General features: G+C 62.8%; 18 protein-coding genes. 5 read left to right on the forward strand and 13 right to left on the reverse strand.

Going from position 1 to position 20,215, the window contains the following annotated elements:
- Positions 1-4: 4 nt before the first annotated feature.
- From GGR17_RS06525 to GGR17_RS06555, 7 genes are all read right to left on the reverse strand, one after another.
- Positions 5-1,273, reverse strand: a complete 1,269-nt coding sequence (locus GGR17_RS06525) for a nucleotide sugar dehydrogenase (RefSeq protein ID WP_054537623.1) — start codon at positions 1,271-1,273, stop codon at positions 5-7.
- Between the two features lie 272 nt (positions 1,274-1,545).
- Positions 1,546-2,202 (reverse strand): rhomboid family intramembrane serine protease, encoded by a 657-nt coding sequence (locus tag GGR17_RS06530; RefSeq protein ID WP_235974407.1) that lies wholly within the window; start codon positions 2,200-2,202, stop codon positions 1,546-1,548.
- Positions 2,203-2,279: 77 nt separating this feature from the next.
- The gene (gene xrtD, locus GGR17_RS06535) at positions 2,280-3,830 is read right to left on the reverse strand and encodes a VPLPA-CTERM-specific exosortase XrtD (RefSeq protein ID WP_255353361.1); all 1,551 of its coding nucleotides are present in this window, start codon (positions 3,828-3,830) and stop codon (positions 2,280-2,282) included.
- 212 nt (positions 3,831-4,042) lie between these two features.
- Positions 4,043-5,413 carry a porin family protein gene (locus GGR17_RS06540; RefSeq protein ID WP_157445487.1) on the reverse strand — a complete coding sequence of 457 codons (1,371 nt, stop codon included), beginning with the start codon at positions 5,411-5,413 and terminating at the stop codon, positions 4,043-4,045.
- An 8-nt stretch (positions 5,414-5,421) separates the two neighbouring features.
- The gene (locus tag GGR17_RS06545) at positions 5,422-6,021 is read right to left on the reverse strand and encodes a polysaccharide biosynthesis/export family protein (RefSeq protein WP_037203632.1); all 600 of its coding nucleotides are present in this window, start codon (positions 6,019-6,021) and stop codon (positions 5,422-5,424) included.
- Between the two features lie 162 nt (positions 6,022-6,183).
- Positions 6,184-8,613 (reverse strand): tetratricopeptide repeat protein, encoded by a 2,430-nt coding sequence (locus GGR17_RS06550; protein WP_054537620.1) that lies wholly within the window; start codon positions 8,611-8,613, stop codon positions 6,184-6,186.
- Positions 8,614-8,727: 114 nt separating this feature from the next.
- Positions 8,728-9,417, reverse strand: a complete 690-nt coding sequence (locus GGR17_RS06555) for a sugar transferase (protein WP_054537619.1) — start codon at positions 9,415-9,417, stop codon at positions 8,728-8,730.
- A gap of 681 nt (positions 9,418-10,098) precedes the next feature.
- On the opposite strand from GGR17_RS06555, the gene GGR17_RS06560 reads away from it, so the two are divergent.
- From GGR17_RS06560 to GGR17_RS06575, 4 genes are read left to right on the forward strand one after another with little or no spacing between them, the layout of a single operon-like run.
- Positions 10,099-10,992 carry an ExeA family protein gene (locus tag GGR17_RS06560; RefSeq protein ID WP_082386721.1) on the forward strand — a complete coding sequence of 298 codons (894 nt, stop codon included), beginning with the start codon at positions 10,099-10,101 and terminating at the stop codon, positions 10,990-10,992.
- Positions 10,989-12,515, forward strand: a complete 1,527-nt coding sequence (locus GGR17_RS06565) for a GumC family protein (RefSeq protein ID WP_054537618.1) — start codon at positions 10,989-10,991, stop codon at positions 12,513-12,515. The genes GGR17_RS06560 and GGR17_RS06565 overlap by 4 nt, the downstream gene beginning before the upstream one ends.
- A 54-nt stretch (positions 12,516-12,569) precedes the next feature.
- The gene (locus tag GGR17_RS06570; protein WP_054537617.1) at positions 12,570-13,394 is read left to right on the forward strand and encodes a tyrosine-protein kinase family protein; all 825 of its coding nucleotides are present in this window, start codon (positions 12,570-12,572) and stop codon (positions 13,392-13,394) included.
- A gap of 40 nt (positions 13,395-13,434) precedes the next feature.
- Complete coding sequence (locus tag GGR17_RS06575; RefSeq protein ID WP_235974408.1) at positions 13,435-14,310, forward strand: glycosyltransferase family 2 protein; 876 nt, start codon at positions 13,435-13,437, stop codon at positions 14,308-14,310.
- Positions 14,311-14,355: 45 nt separating this feature from the next.
- On the opposite strand, the gene GGR17_RS06580 is transcribed toward GGR17_RS06575, so the two are convergent.
- From GGR17_RS06580 to GGR17_RS06590, 3 genes are all read right to left on the reverse strand, one after another.
- Positions 14,356-15,282, reverse strand: a complete 927-nt coding sequence (locus GGR17_RS06580) for a DMT family transporter (protein WP_054537616.1) — start codon at positions 15,280-15,282, stop codon at positions 14,356-14,358.
- A 90-nt stretch (positions 15,283-15,372) separates the two neighbouring features.
- Entirely contained in the window at positions 15,373-15,561 is a 189-nt protein-coding gene (locus tag GGR17_RS06585; RefSeq protein WP_054537615.1) for a hypothetical protein, read from the reverse strand.
- A 69-nt stretch (positions 15,562-15,630) separates the two neighbouring features.
- Positions 15,631-16,794, reverse strand: a complete 1,164-nt coding sequence (locus GGR17_RS06590) for a HupE/UreJ family protein (protein ID WP_082386484.1) — start codon at positions 16,792-16,794, stop codon at positions 15,631-15,633.
- Here GGR17_RS06590 and GGR17_RS06595 point away from each other — a divergent pair.
- Positions 16,793-17,605 (forward strand): DUF4198 domain-containing protein, encoded by an 813-nt coding sequence (locus tag GGR17_RS06595; protein WP_054537614.1) that lies wholly within the window; start codon positions 16,793-16,795, stop codon positions 17,603-17,605. The two genes, GGR17_RS06590 and GGR17_RS06595, sit on opposite strands and share 2 nt — an antisense overlap.
- Positions 17,606-17,632: 27 nt before the next feature.
- Here GGR17_RS06595 and queG read toward each other — a convergent pair whose 3' ends face one another.
- The 3 genes from queG to mtgA are packed head-to-tail and all read right to left on the reverse strand — an operon-like array spanning position 17,633 to position 20,113.
- Positions 17,633-18,664 carry a tRNA epoxyqueuosine(34) reductase QueG gene (gene queG, locus GGR17_RS06600; protein ID WP_054537613.1) on the reverse strand — a complete coding sequence of 344 codons (1,032 nt, stop codon included), beginning with the start codon at positions 18,662-18,664 and terminating at the stop codon, positions 17,633-17,635.
- A complete protein-coding gene (fzlA, locus tag GGR17_RS06605) occupies positions 18,661-19,326 on the reverse strand; it encodes an FtsZ-binding protein FzlA (protein WP_037203644.1) in 666 nt (221 codons plus the stop codon). Before fzlA ends, queG begins: the two co-directional genes overlap by 4 nt.
- A gap of 58 nt (positions 19,327-19,384) precedes the next feature.
- Entirely contained in the window at positions 19,385-20,113 is a 729-nt protein-coding gene (gene mtgA / locus GGR17_RS06610; RefSeq protein WP_082386483.1) for a monofunctional biosynthetic peptidoglycan transglycosylase, read from the reverse strand.
- Between the last annotated feature and the right edge of the window lie 102 nt (positions 20,114-20,215).

Consider the following 20,215-nt stretch of genomic DNA (forward strand, 5'->3'; position numbering starts at 1 on the left):
CGGCTCAGTTGAGGGTGCCGAGGTCGCGAATGTTTGATTCATCGGTCAGGCTAAGCTCTCTAATCGTGGCGTTCGCTGCGAGAATTCTATCGTAAGTATTTGCTTCTGCTTCCTTCTTGGAAATAAGCAGGCGCTCGAGCGCGGGCAGGTGGCTATAGGCATAGCCCAGGTTCGCGCCGATCAGCATGTCGGCCTCGATCGCGGGGTCGAAGATCTCGACCTGATAGCCCGCGTTCAGAAGCTTGCGCGCCAGATCCACATTCGGGCTTTCGCGCAGGTCGTCGGTGCCGGCCTTGAAGGCAAGCCCGGCCATCAGGATGCGCGCGCCAGGCGCCAGCCCGTCGCAGGCATAGGCGAAAAGCGCGTGTTTATGCGCCTCGTTCGAGCGGATGAGGCTGTCGACCAGATGCAGGTTGGCGCCGATATCGGCCCCGATATGCTGCAGCGCGCGCACGTCCTTGGGCAGGCACGAGCCGCCGAAGGCCCCGCCGGGGCGGGTGTAATAGGGTGAAATGTTCAGCTTGGTGTCGGAGATGAAGATCTCATGCACCTTGCGCGCTGAAATACCGGATTCGAGGCAGACACGGCCGATTTCATTGGCAAAGGCCACCTTGACCGCATGCCATGTGTTGTCGACGAATTTCGTGATCTCGGATTCGCGAAAGCCGACGTGAAAGGTCGGCGCGTCGATGTTCCGGTTCAGGGTTTCCATCGCCGGGTTGGGCTGGGCATCGCGGGTGCCGACAACGATCTTGGGCGGCTGGAAGTAATCCTTGACCGCCGACCCTTCGCGCAGAAACTCCGGGTTATAAACCAGCGAGACGCGCTTTTCGAAATCCTCGCCCAGGGCAGAGATGAAAATCGGCTGGATCAGCTCCTCGACAGTGCCGGGCCGGATGGTGGAGCGATAGGCGACCGACAGCGTGCCCGCGCCCGCGCGTTTCACCGCCTCGGCGATCTGCCAGGTGACATCGGCGATATACCCCATGTTATGCGATCCGTCGGGCGCCGAGGGCGTACCGACGCAGACAATGGCCAGATCGGCGTCTTCCAGATGGTCGCCGATTTTGGTGTCGGCCCGGAACAGCCCCTTGGCAAGTGCATCTTTCAGCATCTCCCCGACCTGCGGTTCGACGATGGGCGGGGTGCCGGCGTTGATGGCATCAACCTTCTTCTGGTTCACGTCGATACCGACGACGCTGTGCCCTTCGCTCGAGATGCAGCAGCCGGCGGTGAAGCCAACATAACCCAGGCCCAGAATAACGACTTTCATCCTGTAACGTCCTTTTGTCCGATACCTTCCGGCACTACTCGTTCAACATGTTCTGCTCGGCGGCGCGGGCCCTTGTGGTCGGGCCCGTTGCATCTTCCGCATTCTTTGCGGGGCACGCTAATCGTTGCAAGTAACGGTTTCTACGGCAAACTTCCCAATTCACAGAAAAACCCCGCGGTTGGCGCGGTTCCGCCGCTTCTTTGCCGCCCGGCTGCCGCAAGCGCCGCCGGTTTCGTGAATTCCGCCATTTTCAGGGGCGTGACCCCGAGGGCTCAATGCTCATTTCGCCCCAGCACCCAGGCCGCCGCGGCGCCCGCCAGAAAGCCGCCCAGATGGGTTTGCCAGGCAAGCTGCCCCTTCATCGCCCACCACAGCACCAGGTTCAGCACCAGCAACAGCAGCACCGCGCGCCCGACCGGCCAGAGACCCAGATTATAGGCGCGGCGATCGGCGTAGTTCCAGGTGACAATGGCACCGGCCAGGCCGAACAGCGCACCAGAGGCGCCCACCATCGGCTGCAGCCCGCTGGCCAACACCCCGTAGAGCCCGGCCCCACCCAGAAGCGCCACCAGATAGATCACGCAAAAGCGCCAGTTCCCCACCCGGTCGACCACCGCACGGCCAAGCGAATACAGGGTGAACATGTTGACGATCAGATGAACCGGGCCGCCGTGCAAAAAGCCATAGGTGAAATACATCAGCACCGGCTGGCCCGCGAAATTCGGCTTCCAGTCGCGCAGCAGGCCGGGCCAGAACCCGCCGTATTCATAGGCGGTATAGCGCAGCCGTGCCGGAGAGATCAGCCCGTGGTCGGCGGCCGACAGCACAAGCTCGATCAGCGCGCAGATCACGATCAGCACCACAGGCAGTGTTTCGATCGGAAGGCGGCGGGATCGCATGTGATGCGGCGCTTCGGGGGACAGGTTCATCGCGCGATCATCGCGTGAGAAACCGCCGGACTTCAAGCCCGGATCGCCTGCATTTGCCGGTGCCGGCGCGGCATGGCCTATTCCGGTACGAACCGGGGCAGTTTCGGCAGGCTTTGCTCCATAAACCGCAGCATCCGCGCTTCGGCATGCGCCTCTGTCTCATGCTCGCCGATGGCGGTGACAAAGCGCACCAGCGCCCCGTCGGTGCGGCCGATGGTCAGGCTGTCGTAAAACACCGATGCCTTGGCCAGATAGTCGTTCGTATGCCGCTTGCCGCGCTGTTCGAACCAGTAATAGACGATCTGCCGGTTCAGACCCTTTTCGATCACCGCCCGGTTCAGGGTAAACGTGCCGTAGATGGTGTTGGCGAAGGTCACGCTGTGCGGTTCGATCGCATAAACCTCCCACCCGCCAACGGGCAGGCAGACCTCGGGCGAATGGATGCCCGAGCCTTCGGTCTGTTTGTTGTAGAAGGCGACGAAGAAATTGACGAACCCGTCCTCGTCCGGCGCCATATAGGTGATGTTGACATAGTCGTCGGCGCCAAGGGTGCGTTCGACATCGGCCTCCAGCTTTTGTCGGTGGCCGGTCCAGCCGTCGATCTTGCTGGGGAACAGCGCGAAGGGGTCGCGCTCCACCGGCGGGGCGTCGGCCGGTTTGACCGTGATCCAGGCGAGGGTGACGGCCAGGGTCAGCAAAGTCGCGGTGATCATCGCCACAGAGGACCGGATCGAGAAAATCCGCGCCATGATCGGGCCGAAACCCTCGAAATCAAGGTCGATCGCCTCGCCCAGCGGCAGGGGGTTCGGGGTCAGCCGCTGCAACGCGATGGCCATCAGGAACAGGATGCCGACACAGGCCAGGAAGATCACCCAGCCTTCAAAGAAATGCAGAAAGCCTTCGGCCTGTTCGATGCCGTAGCTGTTGACCAGAACCCCGATCACCCCGATGCGGAAAGAGTTCATGAACACGGTCAGCGGCGCGGCCGAAAGCAGCAGCACCGCCTTGTGCCACATCGGCCCGCGATAGAGGATCGCGAAGAGATATGAGAACGACAGGATCGGGAACAGATAGCGCAGGCCGGAGCATGCCTCTGCCACCTGAAGCTTGTAGACGCCCAGATCAATGATGTTGCCATCCAGAAACACCGACACCCCGGCCAGGCTGACGAACCAGACACCCAGCACCGAAGAGATCGATTGCAGCAGGATCGAGATTTTCCAGTACAGGAACTGCGGCAGCGGCAGCATGAAGATCAGATGCAGCACCGGCGCCCAATGCATCAATCCGCGTTTCCAGCCGAACACCGTCAGGGTGACGCCGCCGACCCACAGGATGAAACCATAGGTCACGATATCGGGGATCCGCACCAGGTTGCCCATAACCGCGATCACCAGCGACAGCGCGATGACCAGCACGCCCGGCCAGCGGTCGGTGACCGTTTCGGCCGGCAGGGGATAGCGCCGCAGCTCGCGCAGGAACAGGTAGAGCGAGATGAACGGGATCAGGATGCCATAGCTGTATTCGGGCGTCGTCCATGACTTTGCCAGCGAGACGAAGCCGATCCAGAACAGCGGCACAGAGATGGCCAGCAGCGCCACGAACCAGAACAAGCCGGCCGCGTTCACGTGAAATTTCGATAGCGGGGGGGTCTGAGCAGAGTGCAAGATCGTACCTGAAATCGAAGGGCCGGACGGAAAAGCACTGTCTGCGTGCTCTTGCGATGCTTAACCCGGAATTCCGGAATTTTCCAGCCGCGGGGCGGTCAAGTAAGGGTTACCGCGGCACTTGTTTCCAATTGCGCCACAGTATTTCTCAGGCCGGGCTCATCGTTTACCATTCAGAACGAAAAGCTGCGCGCGAAGCCAACGAAAATCGTATTCGATTCCCTGTCGGACGCACTGGTCTTGGTCGCCAGGGAATAGGTATAGCCCGTGGTCAGATCCCAGTCCGCGGTCAGGTTGCGGCGGTAGGAAAGGGTCAGGTCGGCCCGTTGAGTATCGGTGCCGCCGGTGGTCAGCACATTGTAATCGGCAACCGCAAGGCTGGCATCCAGCGCCGAGGTGTTGTTGATCAGATAATTATAGCCGACCGATACCCGCGTGCGCAGCGCCTCGTTGTCATTGTTGTCGGTCAGGGCCGACTGGGAAACGCTGGCGCGGAAGGTCGCGGTCGGGCGCTGATAGGAATAGGTCAGGTTGGCCACGGTCTGCGACGAGGTGGTATCGCTTTCCGTCACCCCGAGCGAGGCGGAAAGCGCACCGCGCGGAAGCTGCAGGCTACGCCCGACGCTGACCGTATCGCGGCGACCGGTAGAGGTGACGTCGGTGGCATAGCTGGCCGAAATCGTGCCGTTGGGCCGCTGCAAGGTCAGGCCCAGATTGGAACTCACCCCGTCCCTTTTGCGGGTGCTGCGCACACCGCCCAGAGTCTCGGTCGTTTCAACCTCTTTCTGCCGCAGGTCTCCGTTGAACTGCAGCGCGGGCGAGATGTCATAGACAACGCCGAGGCCGGCATATGTATCGATCTGCTCGGTATCGGTGACGTCTTCGTCGTTATATTCCTTGTACCCGGCCAGAAGGCTGATATCGGCGGTCGGGGTCACGCTGAACCGGGCGGCGGCATCCATCGAAACCGTATCGCTGTCATACAACGAGGGATCGCTGGTGCCGGTGAAATCCCGCGCCGAGGCCCTGGCATTCAACGAAATACCGAACGGGCCGCCCACGCCGGTCAACAGGCCCATGCCGATCGCATAGTTGATGCGGTCGCCGGAATCGATCAGCAGGTCGGCCGCATCGAAGGTGGCGCCCTGTACCAGCTGGGTCAGCTGCACCCGGCGATAGCTGGCATCGAAGGTCAGCTGGGTCGAAGACGATTCGCGAAAATAGCTGAGGCCAAGGTTCTGGCTGTCGATATTGGTATCGGTGCCGTCGGAATCGGCGAAATAACCCGCGTCGATCGTCACCCCGCCGGTGAAGGTCAGCGATTGCGCCGGCGTGCCGTAAACCGAGCTGAAGGACAGGTTGGTCCGCGAATAGACCGTCGTATCGGACGGCGGATTGGCAGCGAAACTGTAGTTGTCCGTCGCGCGGAAGGTCTGGTCGAGCGTGAAGGTGATCGCCGGACCAGTCTGCGCGAGGGCCTGTGCCAAAGGCCAGGCGCCTACCGCGAGCAGGGCGGGCGCCAGTACGAGGCGTGAACGAAGCATGGTTTTGGTCACTCGAACAGGCGCCTTTCAGGGACGAGAATAACGTCACCTTCGGCCAGAACGACATTCCCGCCAACCGCTGCGCCCTGCGACAAGGCACGGTAGTTGATCTTGTACACTTTCTCGGCCCCGGTGTTCGGGTCACGGCGGCGCAGCTGAACGCGCTTGGTGGCGGCGAACTTGGTGAAACCCCCGGTCTGGGCCAGCGCCTGAAGCAGGGTGGTGCCCGGTTCGACCTGAACAAGGCCGGGCCCGTTGATCTCACCCAGAACATAGATGTTCACGGTTGTCAGCGCGGTGACCGCGGCGGCAGGCGCCAGATTGGCGACAGAGACATAGACAGTCGGCTCGGACGCGAAGTTGGAGGCGATACCGGCGGTAACCGCGCGCTCGACCTGGCTGAGCGTGCGCCCGGCGGCGGTTACGGTGCCCGCGAAGGGAAAGCTGATCTTCCCATCGGGCAGCACAAGCGCGGTTCGGTTGAGCGTTGCGTCTTCCAGCACTTCGATGCGGATCGTGTCGCCGGGCTGGATAAGATAGTTGCCATTGGCTGCGGCGGCGGATGTCGCCACAAACAGCGACAGAAATAGAAAAGCGAAGCGTTTCATCAACAAACCCTCGTTAAGTGCGCCCCCAAGCGTGCTATGCGTCTTTCTTATGCTGTTTGCGGCCTTCGGGGCAAAAAATTTCTGAATTTGGGCAAAAATATGTCGGCAAATGAAGAACAGCCGTCGCCCTGAAGCAACACATTCTGCCGTAGGGTAAGCTGCCTATCCGTCATTCTTCAACTGCAGCAGCAATTGCCGCGCGTCGTCGAACTCCGGGCGGGCGGTCTCACCCGCAAGCTGCAGCGTTTTCTCAAGCTGGGCCTGCGCGTCATCCGGCCGGTTCAGCGCGATATAGGTCTTGGCCAGATGATACTGAACCAGCGGGTCCTGCGGCAGACCGGCGGCGGCGGGCTCCAGATGGGTCAGCGCCTCGCGGTAGTCCCCGCGACGATAGGCGATCCAGCCATAGGTATCCTGATAGGGCGGGAAATCGCTGCCACGCAGGCGGCGGGCCACGGCATAGGCACGTTCCAGACTGTCGGCATCGTCACGCACCGTGGAAAGGAGGCTGGCCAGATTGTTCGCGATGACGCTGGTAGAAGTGTTCTGGGCATAGAGCTTTTCGTAGATCCCGATCGCGCCCTGGGTATCGCCGCCCTGTTCCAGCAACGTCGCCTTCGCCCACAGCAGATCGCGCCCTTCGGGCAGAATCTCCAGCGCCCGGTCCAGTTCGGTCGCCGCCGCATCGGGGCGGCCGTCGCGCGACAGGGTGCGCACAAGCTCCAGCCACAGCCGTTCCGACGTGCTGTAATCCTTCAGCAGGCTCCGATAGCGCTGTTCGGCGGCCTTGAAATCACCGGTCGAGGCATAGACGGCGGCATCGAGGAAGCGAAAGGCCAGTTCATCGGGGCTCTCGGCCAGCAGCTCGTCGAGATAGGTCCGCGCGGCGTCGGGCTTGCCGTTCAACAGATGCGCCCGCACGATGGCAACCTGCGCCGCGGTGGCGCTGTCGTCTTCCCGTGTCAGGGTTTCGAGAAAGGCGATCGCGTCGGCATTGTTCGTCTGGCCGCGCAGGATGCTGAACCGCAGCCTGTCGGCCTGGGCCGTTCCGGCGTCGGTGTCGAGCCCGCGCAGCGCGCGCTCGACCTGCTCGGCGCGGGGCCAGTCCTTGAGCCGGATGTAAAGCTGGCCAAGCTCCACCAGAACCGGATAGCTGCCGGGCGCCAGCCGCAGCGCATCGATCAACACGCCTTCGGCGGGCAGCAGCTTGTCAGAGGCAATCAGGAATTTCGCATAGCGCAGGCTTTCGGCCGGCGCGCTGTTGGAGGCTTGCACCGCCAGCGACAACAGCTCGCCCGAGAGTTCGCGATCCCCGTTGCGGGCGTGGGCGGCGGACATCAGCGTCATGATGCCCGGATCGTCGGGCTTTTGATCCAGCGCGGAGCGCAGCACATTGATCGCCTCGTCGGCCTGGTCGGCCTCGATCAGCCAGGCGGCGCGCATTTTCAGCGCCTCGACCATGCCCACATCCTCGGCCAGCACCTCTTCGACAAGGGCGCGGGCGCCCACCTCGTTGCCGCTGCTGGCCAGGATACGGGCAAAGGCGACCTTGATCTCGCGCGTCTGTACCGAAGGTTCGGCATTGGCGACGACATCTTCCAGCTCGGCGATCGCTTCGGCCTGCTGACCCATGTCGAACGCCAGCCCGGCGCGCATTGCCCGGAACCGATCCGTGTTGGTGCCGTCCTCGATGAATTTGTCCAGCTCGGCCTGCGCGACCTGCGGGCCACGCGCGGAAATCAGGAACTGGATCAGCGTGATTCGGGCATCGTCATTCTGAACGCCGGGGGTGATCTGTTCGCGCAGGAACGCCTCGGCGGCGTCACTGTCTTCGCGCGACAGGTAATACCGGATCAGAAGCGCCTTGGAGGCCTCATCATCGGGAAACAGGCGCACCATCTCGCGCAGACGCGCTTCAACGTCTTCTTCACGGCCCTGACGGCTGAGAAGCTGCAGCCGCATCCGGTAAAGCTGGATGTTCTCCGGGTAGAGGGCGATCGTCTCGCCGATCTCGGCCAGCGCCTTGTCTTCGTCTCCATTGCGCAGAAAGCCGTCGATGATGACGCTGCGGACGATCTCATTCTCCGGCAGGATGGGTTTCAGCGTCAGCGCCCGGTCCAGCATCGCGGCCTGGGTGGCCTGATCGCCATCCTGAATCGCCCGGCGGAAGGTAATCGCAGTGTCCAGCGCCTGAATCCGCGGATCCTCCGGCGCCATTTCAAGCGCGAGCCGGGTATGGCGGCGCGCTTCTTCCCAATTCTGGGTTTTCACGGCCAGCTCGGCCAGTTCGCGCCGGCCCTCGAAGAAATCGGGATGCTGTTCGACAAGCCGAAGGTATTGGCTGAACGCTTCCTGATAGTTCCCCCGCTCCAGCACCGTCTTGGCATAAATATGCCGGGCGTCGCGATGCGCCGGGTCGAGTTTGAAAACATTGCGGAATTCAAGAAGGGCGCGATCCACGTCGCCCTCCTGCAGCAGGGCGATACCCTTTTGATAGTGGTTCTCCGCACGCTCTTCGGCCGAGTCGCAGGCCGACACGAATGTCAGGCCGCAGACAATCAGAAGAACGCGAAAGATGTTGCCAAACGTCATCAACTTGCCTTGCTCATCCGATGGTGGGCCACAGATACCCGACTGCGGGATGCGGCGCAAACAACTCGCGACGCGTGATCTACGGAAATGCAGGAAATGGTATGTTTCGCGCCGTCAGTAGCCGGTGCCGCGGAACACCACGGAAACCGTCTTGAACATGATCGACAGATCGGTCTTCAGCGACACTTCCTGATCATAGCGCGTGTCGTAAATCGCGCGGCTCTTGAACTCGCTGTCATTCCGGTTGGACACCTGCCAGGGGCCGGTGATGCCGGGGCGCAGCTTGTAATAGGCGGAGCCGGGATAGAGATCCTGCTGAGAAGACAGCATCGGGCGCGGGCCGACAATGGCCATCTCGCCCTTCAGCACGTTCAGGAATTGCGGCAGCTCGTCCATCGAGGTCTTGCGCAGCAACCGGCCGACGCGGGTGACGCGCGGGTCGGATTTGAGCTTTTGCGACACTTCCCATTCGCACCGGGCCTCGGGATCACTGGCCAGATGACGCTCGAGCTGCGCCTCGGCGTCGGGCACCATCGTTCGCAGCTTCCACATTTCGAAGGTCTTGCCGTTCAGGCCGACGCGGCGCTGGCGAAAGAAGGGCCGACCGCCGTCAAGCGCCACAAGCAGCGCGAAGATCAGGATGAGAGGGGCGACGAACGGGGCAGTAGCGAGGATCAGCGCACTGTCCAATATCCGTTTGCCGAAATTGCGGTAAAAACTTTGGGATTCAGATGCAGCGATCACAGCCATTGACTTGGTAAGCGCTTCGGCGTCTTCGGAGTTTTTCGGGAAGTTGACCGTCATTAAAAAACCCACCGACGCCGTCGCCGATGCCTCGTTAAGGTACTACTAAGGCCTTCAAGCTAGCCCGTCGGAACATGTGACGCGAATGGAATCACGCGCAATCACTACAAACCATGGTTAGCACCCGGTTAAACATTTTGCAATTTTGCTTTCCCGTTTCTGCGGGTGCAGCATAAGTGTAAGTGTCTAAAATTTATGAAATTTTGGCATTTCGGCGTCAATTGTGCCTATTTTGTCGCGCGAGACTTGGCGGGCGCCCAACAGTTAAGCCACGGACCCACGCAAAATCGTGAACAATCGCCCTTTCGACAGGGAACTTTTTCGAAACTGGATACTATGGCAGCCGAATCGGAAACCGGCGGGCGCAAACACGGCGCAGAAGCTTGCGGCGAATCGAATGAGCGCGTCCACAGCAATCCGCAGCGCCGGGCGGCCCGTCAAAGGGGCGAAACCGCGCCGTTTGGTTCCGCTGCGTTGTCAACCGGCCGCGAATGGGGTCATTGTACCCGTGGCAATACAACTCAACGGGTTTTCATCACTTATGGGGTGAACTGAATTTTAAATGCGGATAACAACTTGGCGTGCTGGTTGTTCCTTCTGGGCGGTAAGACCCGGGCGTACTAGAAGGATGTAATTTAACAAGTAAACCGTGTTGAGGACCGCTTGAAACAGGTGGATACCGTGTCCAGTTCCGGACTTTATACAGACTTCTTTGGATTGACGGAGCGGCCGTTCACGCTGCTTCCCGACCCGGACTTCCTTTACTGGACGGGGGCGCACAGGCGTGCCTTCACCATTCTGGAATACGGGATCGTCTCGCGCGCGCCGATCACGGTGATCACCGGCGAGGTGGGCGTGGGCAAGACCACGCTGGTGCAGGCGCTGCTGCGCGCCGTGGGCGAGGACACGCGGATCGGGCTGATCTCGAACGCCCAGGGGGGCCGGGGCGAACTGTTGCGCTGGGCGCTGAACGCGCTGTCCGTCGAGGTGGACCCCGGGCTTGACTATGTGGGCCTGTTCCAGCGGCTTCAGGATTATCTGCTGGAGGAATACTCGGCTGGCAACCGGGTGGTGCTGATCATCGACGAGGCGCAGAACCTTTCGGTGGAAGCCCTTGAAGAACTGCGGATGCTCACGAATATAAACTCCAACAAGGACGAACTGCTGCAGCTTGTTCTGGTGGGGCAGCCCGAGTTGCGGGAAATGGTCACCCGGCCAAGCCTGCGCCAGTTCGCGCAACGCGTCGTGGCCAGCTTTCACCTGAGCGCGATGAGCGCGGAGAATGTGGAACAGTATATTCATCACCGCATGAAACACGCGGGCGGCACCGGCGACGAGTTCACGAAAGAGGCGATAAAGTTGGTCTATGAGAACTCGGGCGGGATTCCGCGGATCACCAACAAGATATGCGACGTGGCGATGGTTTATGCCGCAGCCGAAGGCAGCCGGACGATCGAGGCGGAAACCGTGCGCGAAGTATTGGATGACAACATCTTTCTGGTGACGCGCCCCGCCGAAGACGGCGATGATGACGGCGCAACCACAAGAACAAATTCCGAAGAGGCAGCAGAATGAACTCCGACGTTAAGTATTTTGTCGCCCTTTTCGTCCGGCGACTTCCGGTTTTTCTTATTGTCTTTCTGGGCTTCGCGGCAGCCGCGCTGTCGGCGGCGATGCTGTTGCCCACGGTCTATTCCTCAGGCGCCAAGCTGTTGATCGAATCGGCGCAGATCCCGGGCAACCTGGCGACGTCGACGGTGCAGGTGGCCGCGTCGGAACAGCTTCAGATCATCCAGCAGCGGATCCTGACCCGCGCGATCCTGATCGACGTGGCGCGGGCGCATGACGTCTATGAACACATGGATGACATGTCCCCGGACGAGATCGTTGCCAGAATGCGCAACGACACCAACATCCGCGGCACCTCCGGGCGCAACGCCGCCACGATCATGAACATTCAGTTCCAGGCCCGTTCGGCGGCGATTTCGGCCAACGTGGTGAATGACTATGTGACCCGGATCCTGGATCAGAACGTGCGGCTGCGCACCGGGCAGGCGCAAGACACGCTGGAGTTCTTCAAGCAGGAGGTCGACAGGCTGGGCGCGGAACTGGATCGGCGCAGCGCCGCCATCCTGGATTTTCAGAACGCCAATGCCGATGCGCTTCCCACCGGGCTTCCGTTCCGGATGTCTCGTCAGAGCACGCTTCAGGCGCAGGTCGACCAGTTCCTGCGCGACAAGGCGGCGCTGATCGAACAGCGCAACCGCCTGATCGAGATTTTCGAGACCACGGGCCAGCTGAACACCACCACAACGGCCAATCAGAGCCCCGAAGAGCGTCAGCTTGTCTCGCTCAAGGATCAGCTTGCGGCCGCGCTGGCGATTTATTCCGAGGAAAACCCGCGGGTCAAAGTGCTGCAGGCGCGGATCGCCCAGCTTGAGGAAACCGTGCGCGCGCAATCCGGGGTCGGCGCTGCCGCGAACGGCACGACGATGCTGGACGTGCAGCTTGCCCAGATCGACGCGCGGGTCGATGCCATCGACGCGCAGATCGAGCAGGCCGAGGGCGAGCTTGCCGTGCTGCAGGATGCGATCGGGCGCACCCCGGCCAATGACATCGCCCTGCAGGCGCTGCAGCGCGAGCACAACAACATCCAGGAGCAGTATAACTCGGCCGTTCAACGCCTCTCGGCCGCCGCGACCGGCGAGCGGATCGAGCTTCTGTCCAAGGGTCAGCGCATCACGGTGATCGAACAGGCCGTTGCGCCCACCGAACCCACCAGCCCCAACCGCCCGATGATCGCCATCGGCGGCACCGCCGCCGGGCTGGCCGCGGGCCTTGGCCTGGTGTTCCTGATCGAGTTGCTGAACAAATCGGTGCGCCGCCCGGCGGATATCGCCAAGGGGCTGAACATCACGCCACTTGCGACGATCCCGTTCAACCGTACCGGCGGAGAGCTGGTCCGGCGGCGGGTTATCGTGCTGGTGATCCTGGCCGTGTTCCTGGCCGGGGTGCCGGCCGCGCTATATGCCATACATACCTATTACCTGCCGCTTGACCTTATCATGAGCCGCGCGGTCGCACGGTTGAGCCTGTAACATGTGCACATCGCGCCGCATCGCATGTGTCACCGATACGAGTGAGGAAATCTGATGGAAAAGCTTCAGGCAGCCCTGGAACAGGCGCGTCGGCAACGAACCGAAGGCGCCTCGGAGCGCGGTCCGGCCAAGGCGGCGCTGGTGCGGCCGCTGCAACAGAACGTGGTCGAGGCATGGGACGCGCTGCAACCGCTGAATGCCGACCCCAAGCTGCTGCAGCGCAACCGGGTCTACACCTCTCTGGGCAACGCCTATGCCACGCCCTATGACATGCTGCGCACCAAGATGTTCCAGTTGATGAACGCGAATGGCTGGCGCCGCGTCGCGATCACATCGCCCAGCCCGGGCAGCGGCAAGACGACAACCACCGCCAACCTGGCCTCCAGCTTCGGCCGGCAGGTCGACCTGCGCTCGGTCGTGATGGACATGGACATGCGCCGCCCGTCGCTGGCGCGCGTGTTCGGGCACAGCGGCACCTACAGCGTGTTCGACGTGCTGGAAGAAACCGTACCCTTTGCCGAACAGGCCCTGCGCTTTGGCAAGAACGTGGCGCTGTCGATGAACACCAAGACGGCGCGCGACCCCTCCGAGCTTTTCCTGCGGCGGCGCACGGCCGAGATCATCGACGAGATCGAGAACACCTATCAGCCCGGCATCATGCTGTTCGACATGCCGCCGGTGCTGTCGAATGACGACACGCGGGCATTTCTGGACAATGTCGATTGCGCACTGATCGTGGCCGAGGCCGAACAATCGACCATCAAACAGATCGACCTGTGCGAGCGTGAACTGGCCGAGCAGACCAATGTGCTGGGCGTCGTGCTGAACAAATGCCGTTTTTCCGATGATTCCTACGGGTACGGATACGGCCTGAACTAGCTTGCCTGCGTCCGCAGGGTCTTGTGACGGAAGAGAACGCATGGCGATGCAGCCTGACGGAACACCGCGATATGCGGTGATCATACCGCATTACAACGACACCGTGCGCCTGGCCCGGTGCCTGGCGGCGCTGATGCAGAACGACACCGACGACACCGAGATCGTCGTGGTCGACAATCAGTCCGACACACCGCTGGATGCGCTGGCCGCACAATACCCCTCGGTCCGGTTTGTCATCGAGCCTTCAAAGGGCGCCGCCGCCGCGCGTAACCGGGGCGTGCTCGAAACCTCCGCGCCCTGTCTGTTCTTTCTGGATGCCGATTGCGTGCCCACGCAAGGCTGGCTGAGCGCGGCAAAGGCAGCGATTACCGAAGATGTGGTGATCGGCGGGCGGATCGACGTGTTCGACGAAGGCACAGGCCCCAGAACCGGCGCGCAGGCGTTCGAGACCGTCTTCGCCTTCGACCAGCGGCTCTATGTCGAGGAACACGGGTTTTCCGTCACCGCCAACCTGCTGACCACCCGCGCGGTGTTCAATGATGTCGGGCCGCTGATCGTGGGCGTATCCGAGGATGTGGATTGGTGCCGCCGCGCCACCGCCAAGGGCTATCGGCTGATCTATGACGACAGTGTCGCGGTGCAGCACCCCACGCGGGCCGACTGGGGCGCGCTGCGCAAGAAGTGGCGGCGCATGACGGACGAGGCGTTCGAGTTGAAATCGGCGCAACCCTTCGGCCGGCTGAAATGGGGCCTGCGCGCGCTGGCAATGCCCCTGAGCGTGATCGCCCACGCGCCCCGCGTGATCACCAGCCAGAAGCTGCGCTCCGGCCGCGAGCGGCTGCAGGCGCTGATGACGCTTGCCCAGATCCGGATGACGCGCCTTGTCTGGATGCTGAGCCAATCCATCCGGCCCTGAGGCCGGATCGAAAACCCGGAATTGCAGGCACCAAGCTGCCGCAACCTAGCCCTGCGGCGTCATGGCCTTGCGCTGCCTGGCCCGCTCCAGCCCCAGTTGCCGTTCTCGCCAGATGATGAACACGCCGGCCGCAATCACCAGCCCGGCCCCCGCCAGCATCACCGGTGTCGGCACCTCGTCGAACACGAAATAGCCGATCAGCAGCGCCAGCAACATCGAAGCATAGTCAAACGGCGCCACCACCCCGGCATCGGCGAACCGATAGCTGGAGGTCAGAAAGATCTGCCCCAACCCGCCGAACAGGCCCGCGAGCACCAGAAACGCCGCCTCGCGCGGGGCCGGCACGACCCAGCCGAACGGCAATGTCGACAAGGACAGCAGCGTCGCGGTCACCGAAAACCAGAATACGATCGTCGCGGTCCGCTCTGTCCGCACCAGCTTGCGCACAAAGACCTGCGCCAATGCGGCACAAACCGCGCCGCCCAGCACCACCATTGCGCCCAACGCCTCGCGCGCGTCCATCTCATGATTGGTGAACGCCGTCAGCCGCGGCGACAGCACGATCAGTACCCCGGCCAGACCCACCCCGACCGCCGCAAGCCGGAACAGCCGCACCTCTTCGCCCAGAAACATCGCCGCGAAGATCACCACCAGCAACGGCGCGGCATAGCCGATCGCCGTCACCTCCGGCAGGGGCAGCAGGCCCAGCCCGGCAAACATCAGCCCCATGGCACAGGTGCCCACCAGCCCGCGCCAGAAATGGCCCAGCGGATCAGCCGTGCGCAGCCCCACAGAAAGCTCGCCTCGCGCTATCAGCCACACGATGATCACCGGTAGCGCAAAGAACGAGCGAAAGAACACTGCTTCCCCCGGCGGAACATGCCCCGAGGCGGCCTTGATCAGAGACGACATCACCACAAAAAGCGTGACAGAGCCAAGCTTGAAGGCGATGGCGCGTACAGGCTGCTGCATCGGGTAGCACTCCGGTCAGTTTCCCGGCGCGGGAAACCTCTGGGGGTGCTCTACGCCTTCAGGCGCCTGAAAGGAAACCGAAATCCGCGCTCAGGCCCGGCGCCCGCGCGCGATCCGCAGAAACTCCATCAACCGACGGCCCGAGGCCGGGCCTACCGGGCGCCGCTGCAATTGCAGGCTGGCCTTGTTCGGCCCCGCCGCACGCGCGATCCGCGCATATTGCGCCGCGCAATCCGTGGCATCGCTCTGGCGGGTCTGATCGATGATATGACGACTCATCGGGAATCCTCCTTTTGCGTTCGCACGCGCAAATATTACCATAAAACCGGAAAACGCCAAACCCCGGGCTTACAGGAATGTCCGTTCGGCAAACCAGTAAAGCCCGATTGCGGCGATCACGCAGGAGGCCGGAACCGCGATCCGCGCGCGATACCACGACCGGTCGCCAAACCAGAACTCGACCGCAAAGAACGCCACGCCGATCACCGCAAGCTGCCCCAGCTCGACCCCGATATTGAAGCCAATCAGGCTGCTCAGCAGCCGCGCGGGGTTCAGCCCGATCTCACCCAGCACGCTGGCAAATCCCAGCCCGTGCAGCAGGCCAAAAATGAACACCACGGCCAGGCGGCGCAGGCTCATGCCGGTGCCGATAATATTCTCGACCGCGACGAACACGATGGACGCGGCAATCAGCGGCTCGACGATTTCCGGCGGAACAGAGACGATTTGAAGCGTCGCCAGCGCCAGCGTCACCGTATGCGCCAGGGTAAAGGCCGTGACCTGCAACAGCAGCGGCCGCAGCTTCAGCGAAAAGAAGAACAGCCCCAGCACGAACAGGATGTGATCCAGCCCCTTGGGCACGATATGCTCGAACCCCAGCACGATATAGCGGCCGAATTCCTGCAGCGCGCCCAGCTTCGCCACGCCCTGGCGCGGCAACGGATCGCTCATCTGCCCGCCGTTCAGATAGCCTGTGTAAAGCGCGTCACCCTCGCCCATCTGCCGCAGCACCAGCGGCCCGAAGGCAGGGGCCCAGCCGATCGTGACCGGCGCATCGCCCGGCGGCAGTGGCGCCGTCAGGGTCAGCACCGAATCCCGTGGCAGATCCGTATCCCCCACCTCGGGGATGCGCAGCCCGCCGATCTCGGGGGTGGCACCCTGCCCCGCCACCTCGATCCGGATACCGGCGCGAATGCGCGGCCAGGCGGCGCGGAACGCCTCTTCCAGCGCTTCGGGCGACCGGGCGCGCAACTGGTCGTAATAGCCCGACAGCGGCGAGTTGTTGGTGTCATCCAGCCCGTTCAGATCGATCCCCGAGACCAGCGCCTCCAGCGTCAGCCGCAGATCGAGCCGCACGGTGTCGCCGCTGACCGTCACATCGCCCACCGCCGGCCGCACCTCATGCGCGGCGGCCGGGCCAAGCGCCGCCAGCATCAGCAGCCCCGCGCACAGGCTTGACATCGCCGCGCGCCGGGGCAGGTAGTTCAACAGGTGTTTCAGGGGTGCGAACATGCGGGCAATCTTCTCACTTTTCGTCATGATCCTCGCGTTGGCCAGCACGCCGCGCGCCGGGGCCCATGAATTCTGGCTGTCGCCCGAACAGTATCAGGTTGCACCGGGCGCCCCAATACGCGCCGACATCCGCGTCGGGCAGAATTTCAAGGGCGCCGCCTATTCCTACGTCCCTGTCAACGTCGCCCGTTTCGACATTGTAACCGGCGGGGTCATCACGCCCGTCACCGCCCGCATGGGCGACCGGCCCGCCCTTTCAATGGCCATGCCGGGCGCAGGGTTGATCGTGATCGTGCATGAGACAACCGACACCATGCTCACCTACGCGGAATGGCAGAAATTCGCTGATTTCGTCACGCATAAAGCCTTGCCTGATGCGCTGGACAGGCACGCGGCGCGGGGCCTGCCACGAACCGGGTTCCGCGAAAGCTATCGCCGCTTTGCCAAAAGCCTGATCGCCGTCGGGGATGGGGCCGGACAAGACCACGCGGTCGGGCTGGAGACGGAAATCGTGGCGCTGGCCAACCCCTACACCGATGCCCTGCCCGCCGGCCTTCCGATACAGGCGCTTTATCAGGGCGCACCGCGCCAGGGCGCGCAGATCGAGGTGTTTGAAAAGGCCCCCGACGGCGCCGTTCACACCATCTTTCTGACCACCGCCGCAGACGGCCGCGCAAACGTTCCGGTGAAACCCGGCCACGAATACCTGCTGGACGCGGTCGTGCTGCGCGACACCGGCAATGATGACCCCAAGGCGGGCCCTGTCTGGCGCTCGCTCTGGGCCTCGCTGACGTTCAAAATGCCGGAATAACGTCTCTATTCCGGCCCGATATCGCCCCTACAGCCGCGCCACGGCCCATTGCGCCGCGTCTGCCACCGCCGGGTCGGGATCACCCGTCAGCCGCGCCGCCACATCCCGCAGGCGCGCATCACCGGAATTACCGATTGCATAGAGCACATTGCGCACGAACCTGTCGCGCCCGATCCGCTTGATCGGCGAGCCGGAAAACAGTGCCCGGAAGGCCGCGTCATCCAGCGTCGCAAGCTCGGCCAGCTTCGGCGCGATCAGATCCTCGCGCGCGCGGTATTTCACCTCATGCGCGGCGGCGGCGAACTTGTTCCAGGGGCAGACGGCCAGACAATCGTCACACCCATAAATGCGGTTGCCCATCAGCGGGCGCAGCGCCGGGTCCACCGGCCCGTGATGTTCGATCGTCAGATAGGAAATGCAGCGCCGGGCATCCAGTTCGAACGGGGCCGGGAAAGCCGCCGTGGGGCAGATATCGAGACACGCGGTGCACGACCCGCAATGTTCGTTTTCAGGTGTGTCAGGCTCTAACTCAACGGTCGTGAAGATCGCCCCGAGGAAGAACCAGCTTCCCAGATCGCGTGACAGAAGATTGGTATGCTTCCCCTGCCAGCCCAGCCCCGCCGCCTGCGCCAGCGGCTTTTCCATCACCGGCGCGGTATCGACGAACACCTTGATCTGCGCGCCCGGTTTCTGTTCCAGCAGCCACCGCCCGACCCGCTTCAGCCGTTTCTTCACCACGTCGTGGTAGTCGCGATTCTGCGCGTAAACCGAAATCGCCCCGCGATCGGGCTGCCGGAGAACCGCCAGAGGGTCATGCCCGGGCGTATAAAGCTCTGCCAGCATCACAACCGACCGGGCCGCCGGCCAGAGCGCCGCCGGATCGCCGCGCCAACCGCGCCGCTCTTCCATCCAGGCCATCTGCCCATGCCGCCCCGCGCCCACGAAAGCCTCCAGCCGCGCGGCGGCCTGCGGGATGGCATCCGGCGTGCAGATCCCTGTTTTCGCGAACCCCTCCTGCAGGGCGAAATCGGATAGGCGTTGCCGAAGCGTCTGGCTCAAAAATCCAGATCCGCGTAATGCGGCGGCGGCGGAAAGCCCGAAACCTGATCGGCCAGAAGCCCGCGGAAGGCCGGGCGCGACTTGATCTTGGCGTACCAGTCCTTGACGTTGGCGTTCCGGTTCCAGTCCACATCGCTGATGTAATCAAGGCAGGACAGATGCGCCGCGGCGGTGAAATCGGCCAGGGTCATCACATCTCCTGCCAGCCACCGCCGCTGATCCAGCAGCCAGCCCATGTAATCCAGATGAAATTTGATCTTCTGCGCGCCGGATTTCACATTTCGGCTTTCGGGATAGCCCTGCCCGGTGATCTTCTTGTTCACCCGTTCGTACAACAGCTTGGATGTCACCTCGTGGTGAAACTTGTCGTCGAACCAGAACACGATCCGCCGCGCCTCGTACCGTTCGGCGGGCGAACCGGGCATCAGCGCGGGCGTCGGGTGGGTTTCCTCGAGATATTCGCAGATGGCCTGGCTTTCCGACATCGCGCGCCCGTCCATCCGCAGAACAGGCACTTTTCCAGCCGGATTGCGCCGCATGAAGTCCGGATCCTGCTCCCAGTAGCGCTCCTCGACAAGCTCCACCTCGATCTTCTTCTCCGCCAGCACCAGGCGTACTTTTCGGCAAAAGGGGGAAAGGGGGACGTGAAACAGACGGTTCATGGACATGCGGCTCGATGTTGGTTGATTGCCCCCGTCATGCCGCGCCGCGTGGGGATTTTCAACTCTCGAAACAGGATGCGCGGCCATCCGCCTTAATTGTCTCGGCCCCGTCCTGCACCCGGCCCGCGTGTTTGCGCAGCCATTGCGGAAGCTGCGCCGGATCGCGCTGTTTCGGATTGGGCAAAAGAACCGCCAGCCGCGCGCCCTGCGCCGCCGTCAGATCGGCGGGCGGCACCCGGAAATAGTGGTGCGACGCGGCTTCGATGCCGAAAACGCCTTCGCCAAACTCGGCGACGTTCAGATAAACCTCGAGAATTCGCCGCTTGGGCCACATCGCCTCGACCATCGGGGTCAGCACCGCCTCCAGCGCCTTGCGCGGCCAGCTCCGGCCCTGCCACAGAAAAACGTTCTTCACGGTCTGCTGGCTGATGGTCGATGCGCCCCGGCTGGCGCCATCATCCAGCGCGGCGCGGATCGCCGCCATGTCGAACCCCCAGTGGCCGCAGAAATTGGCATCCTCGGCCGCCACCACCGCGCGCACGGTTGCCGGTGCCACATTCGCGATCGGAACCCATTGCCAGTCCACCGCGCCCAGGCGCCGTGATTCGGCCCGGATGGTATGGGTCGTCGGCGGGTTGACGACCCGGAACAGCAGGATCAGCACCACCAGCAGCACAAATGCGCCCGAACCCGCGATCAGCCCAAAGCGCAACGCGGTCCGAACCGGCCGGAAAGGCCGCCGGGCCGGCTGTTTCTTCCGGACAGGTTTCTTCGTGCGTTTTGCCACGGCCGCGACATTACCCGCAGGGCCGCGCCGCCGGAAGACCAGATCGGAAAATCTCTGCGCAGCCCCAAAAACCAGGGGCCGGGCAAACTGCCCGGCCCCTTT

Origin of the sequence: Actibacterium naphthalenivorans, assembly GCF_014196965.1 — a bacterium.
Lineage (GTDB): Bacteria > Pseudomonadota > Alphaproteobacteria > Rhodobacterales > Rhodobacteraceae > Actibacterium_A > Actibacterium_A naphthalenivorans.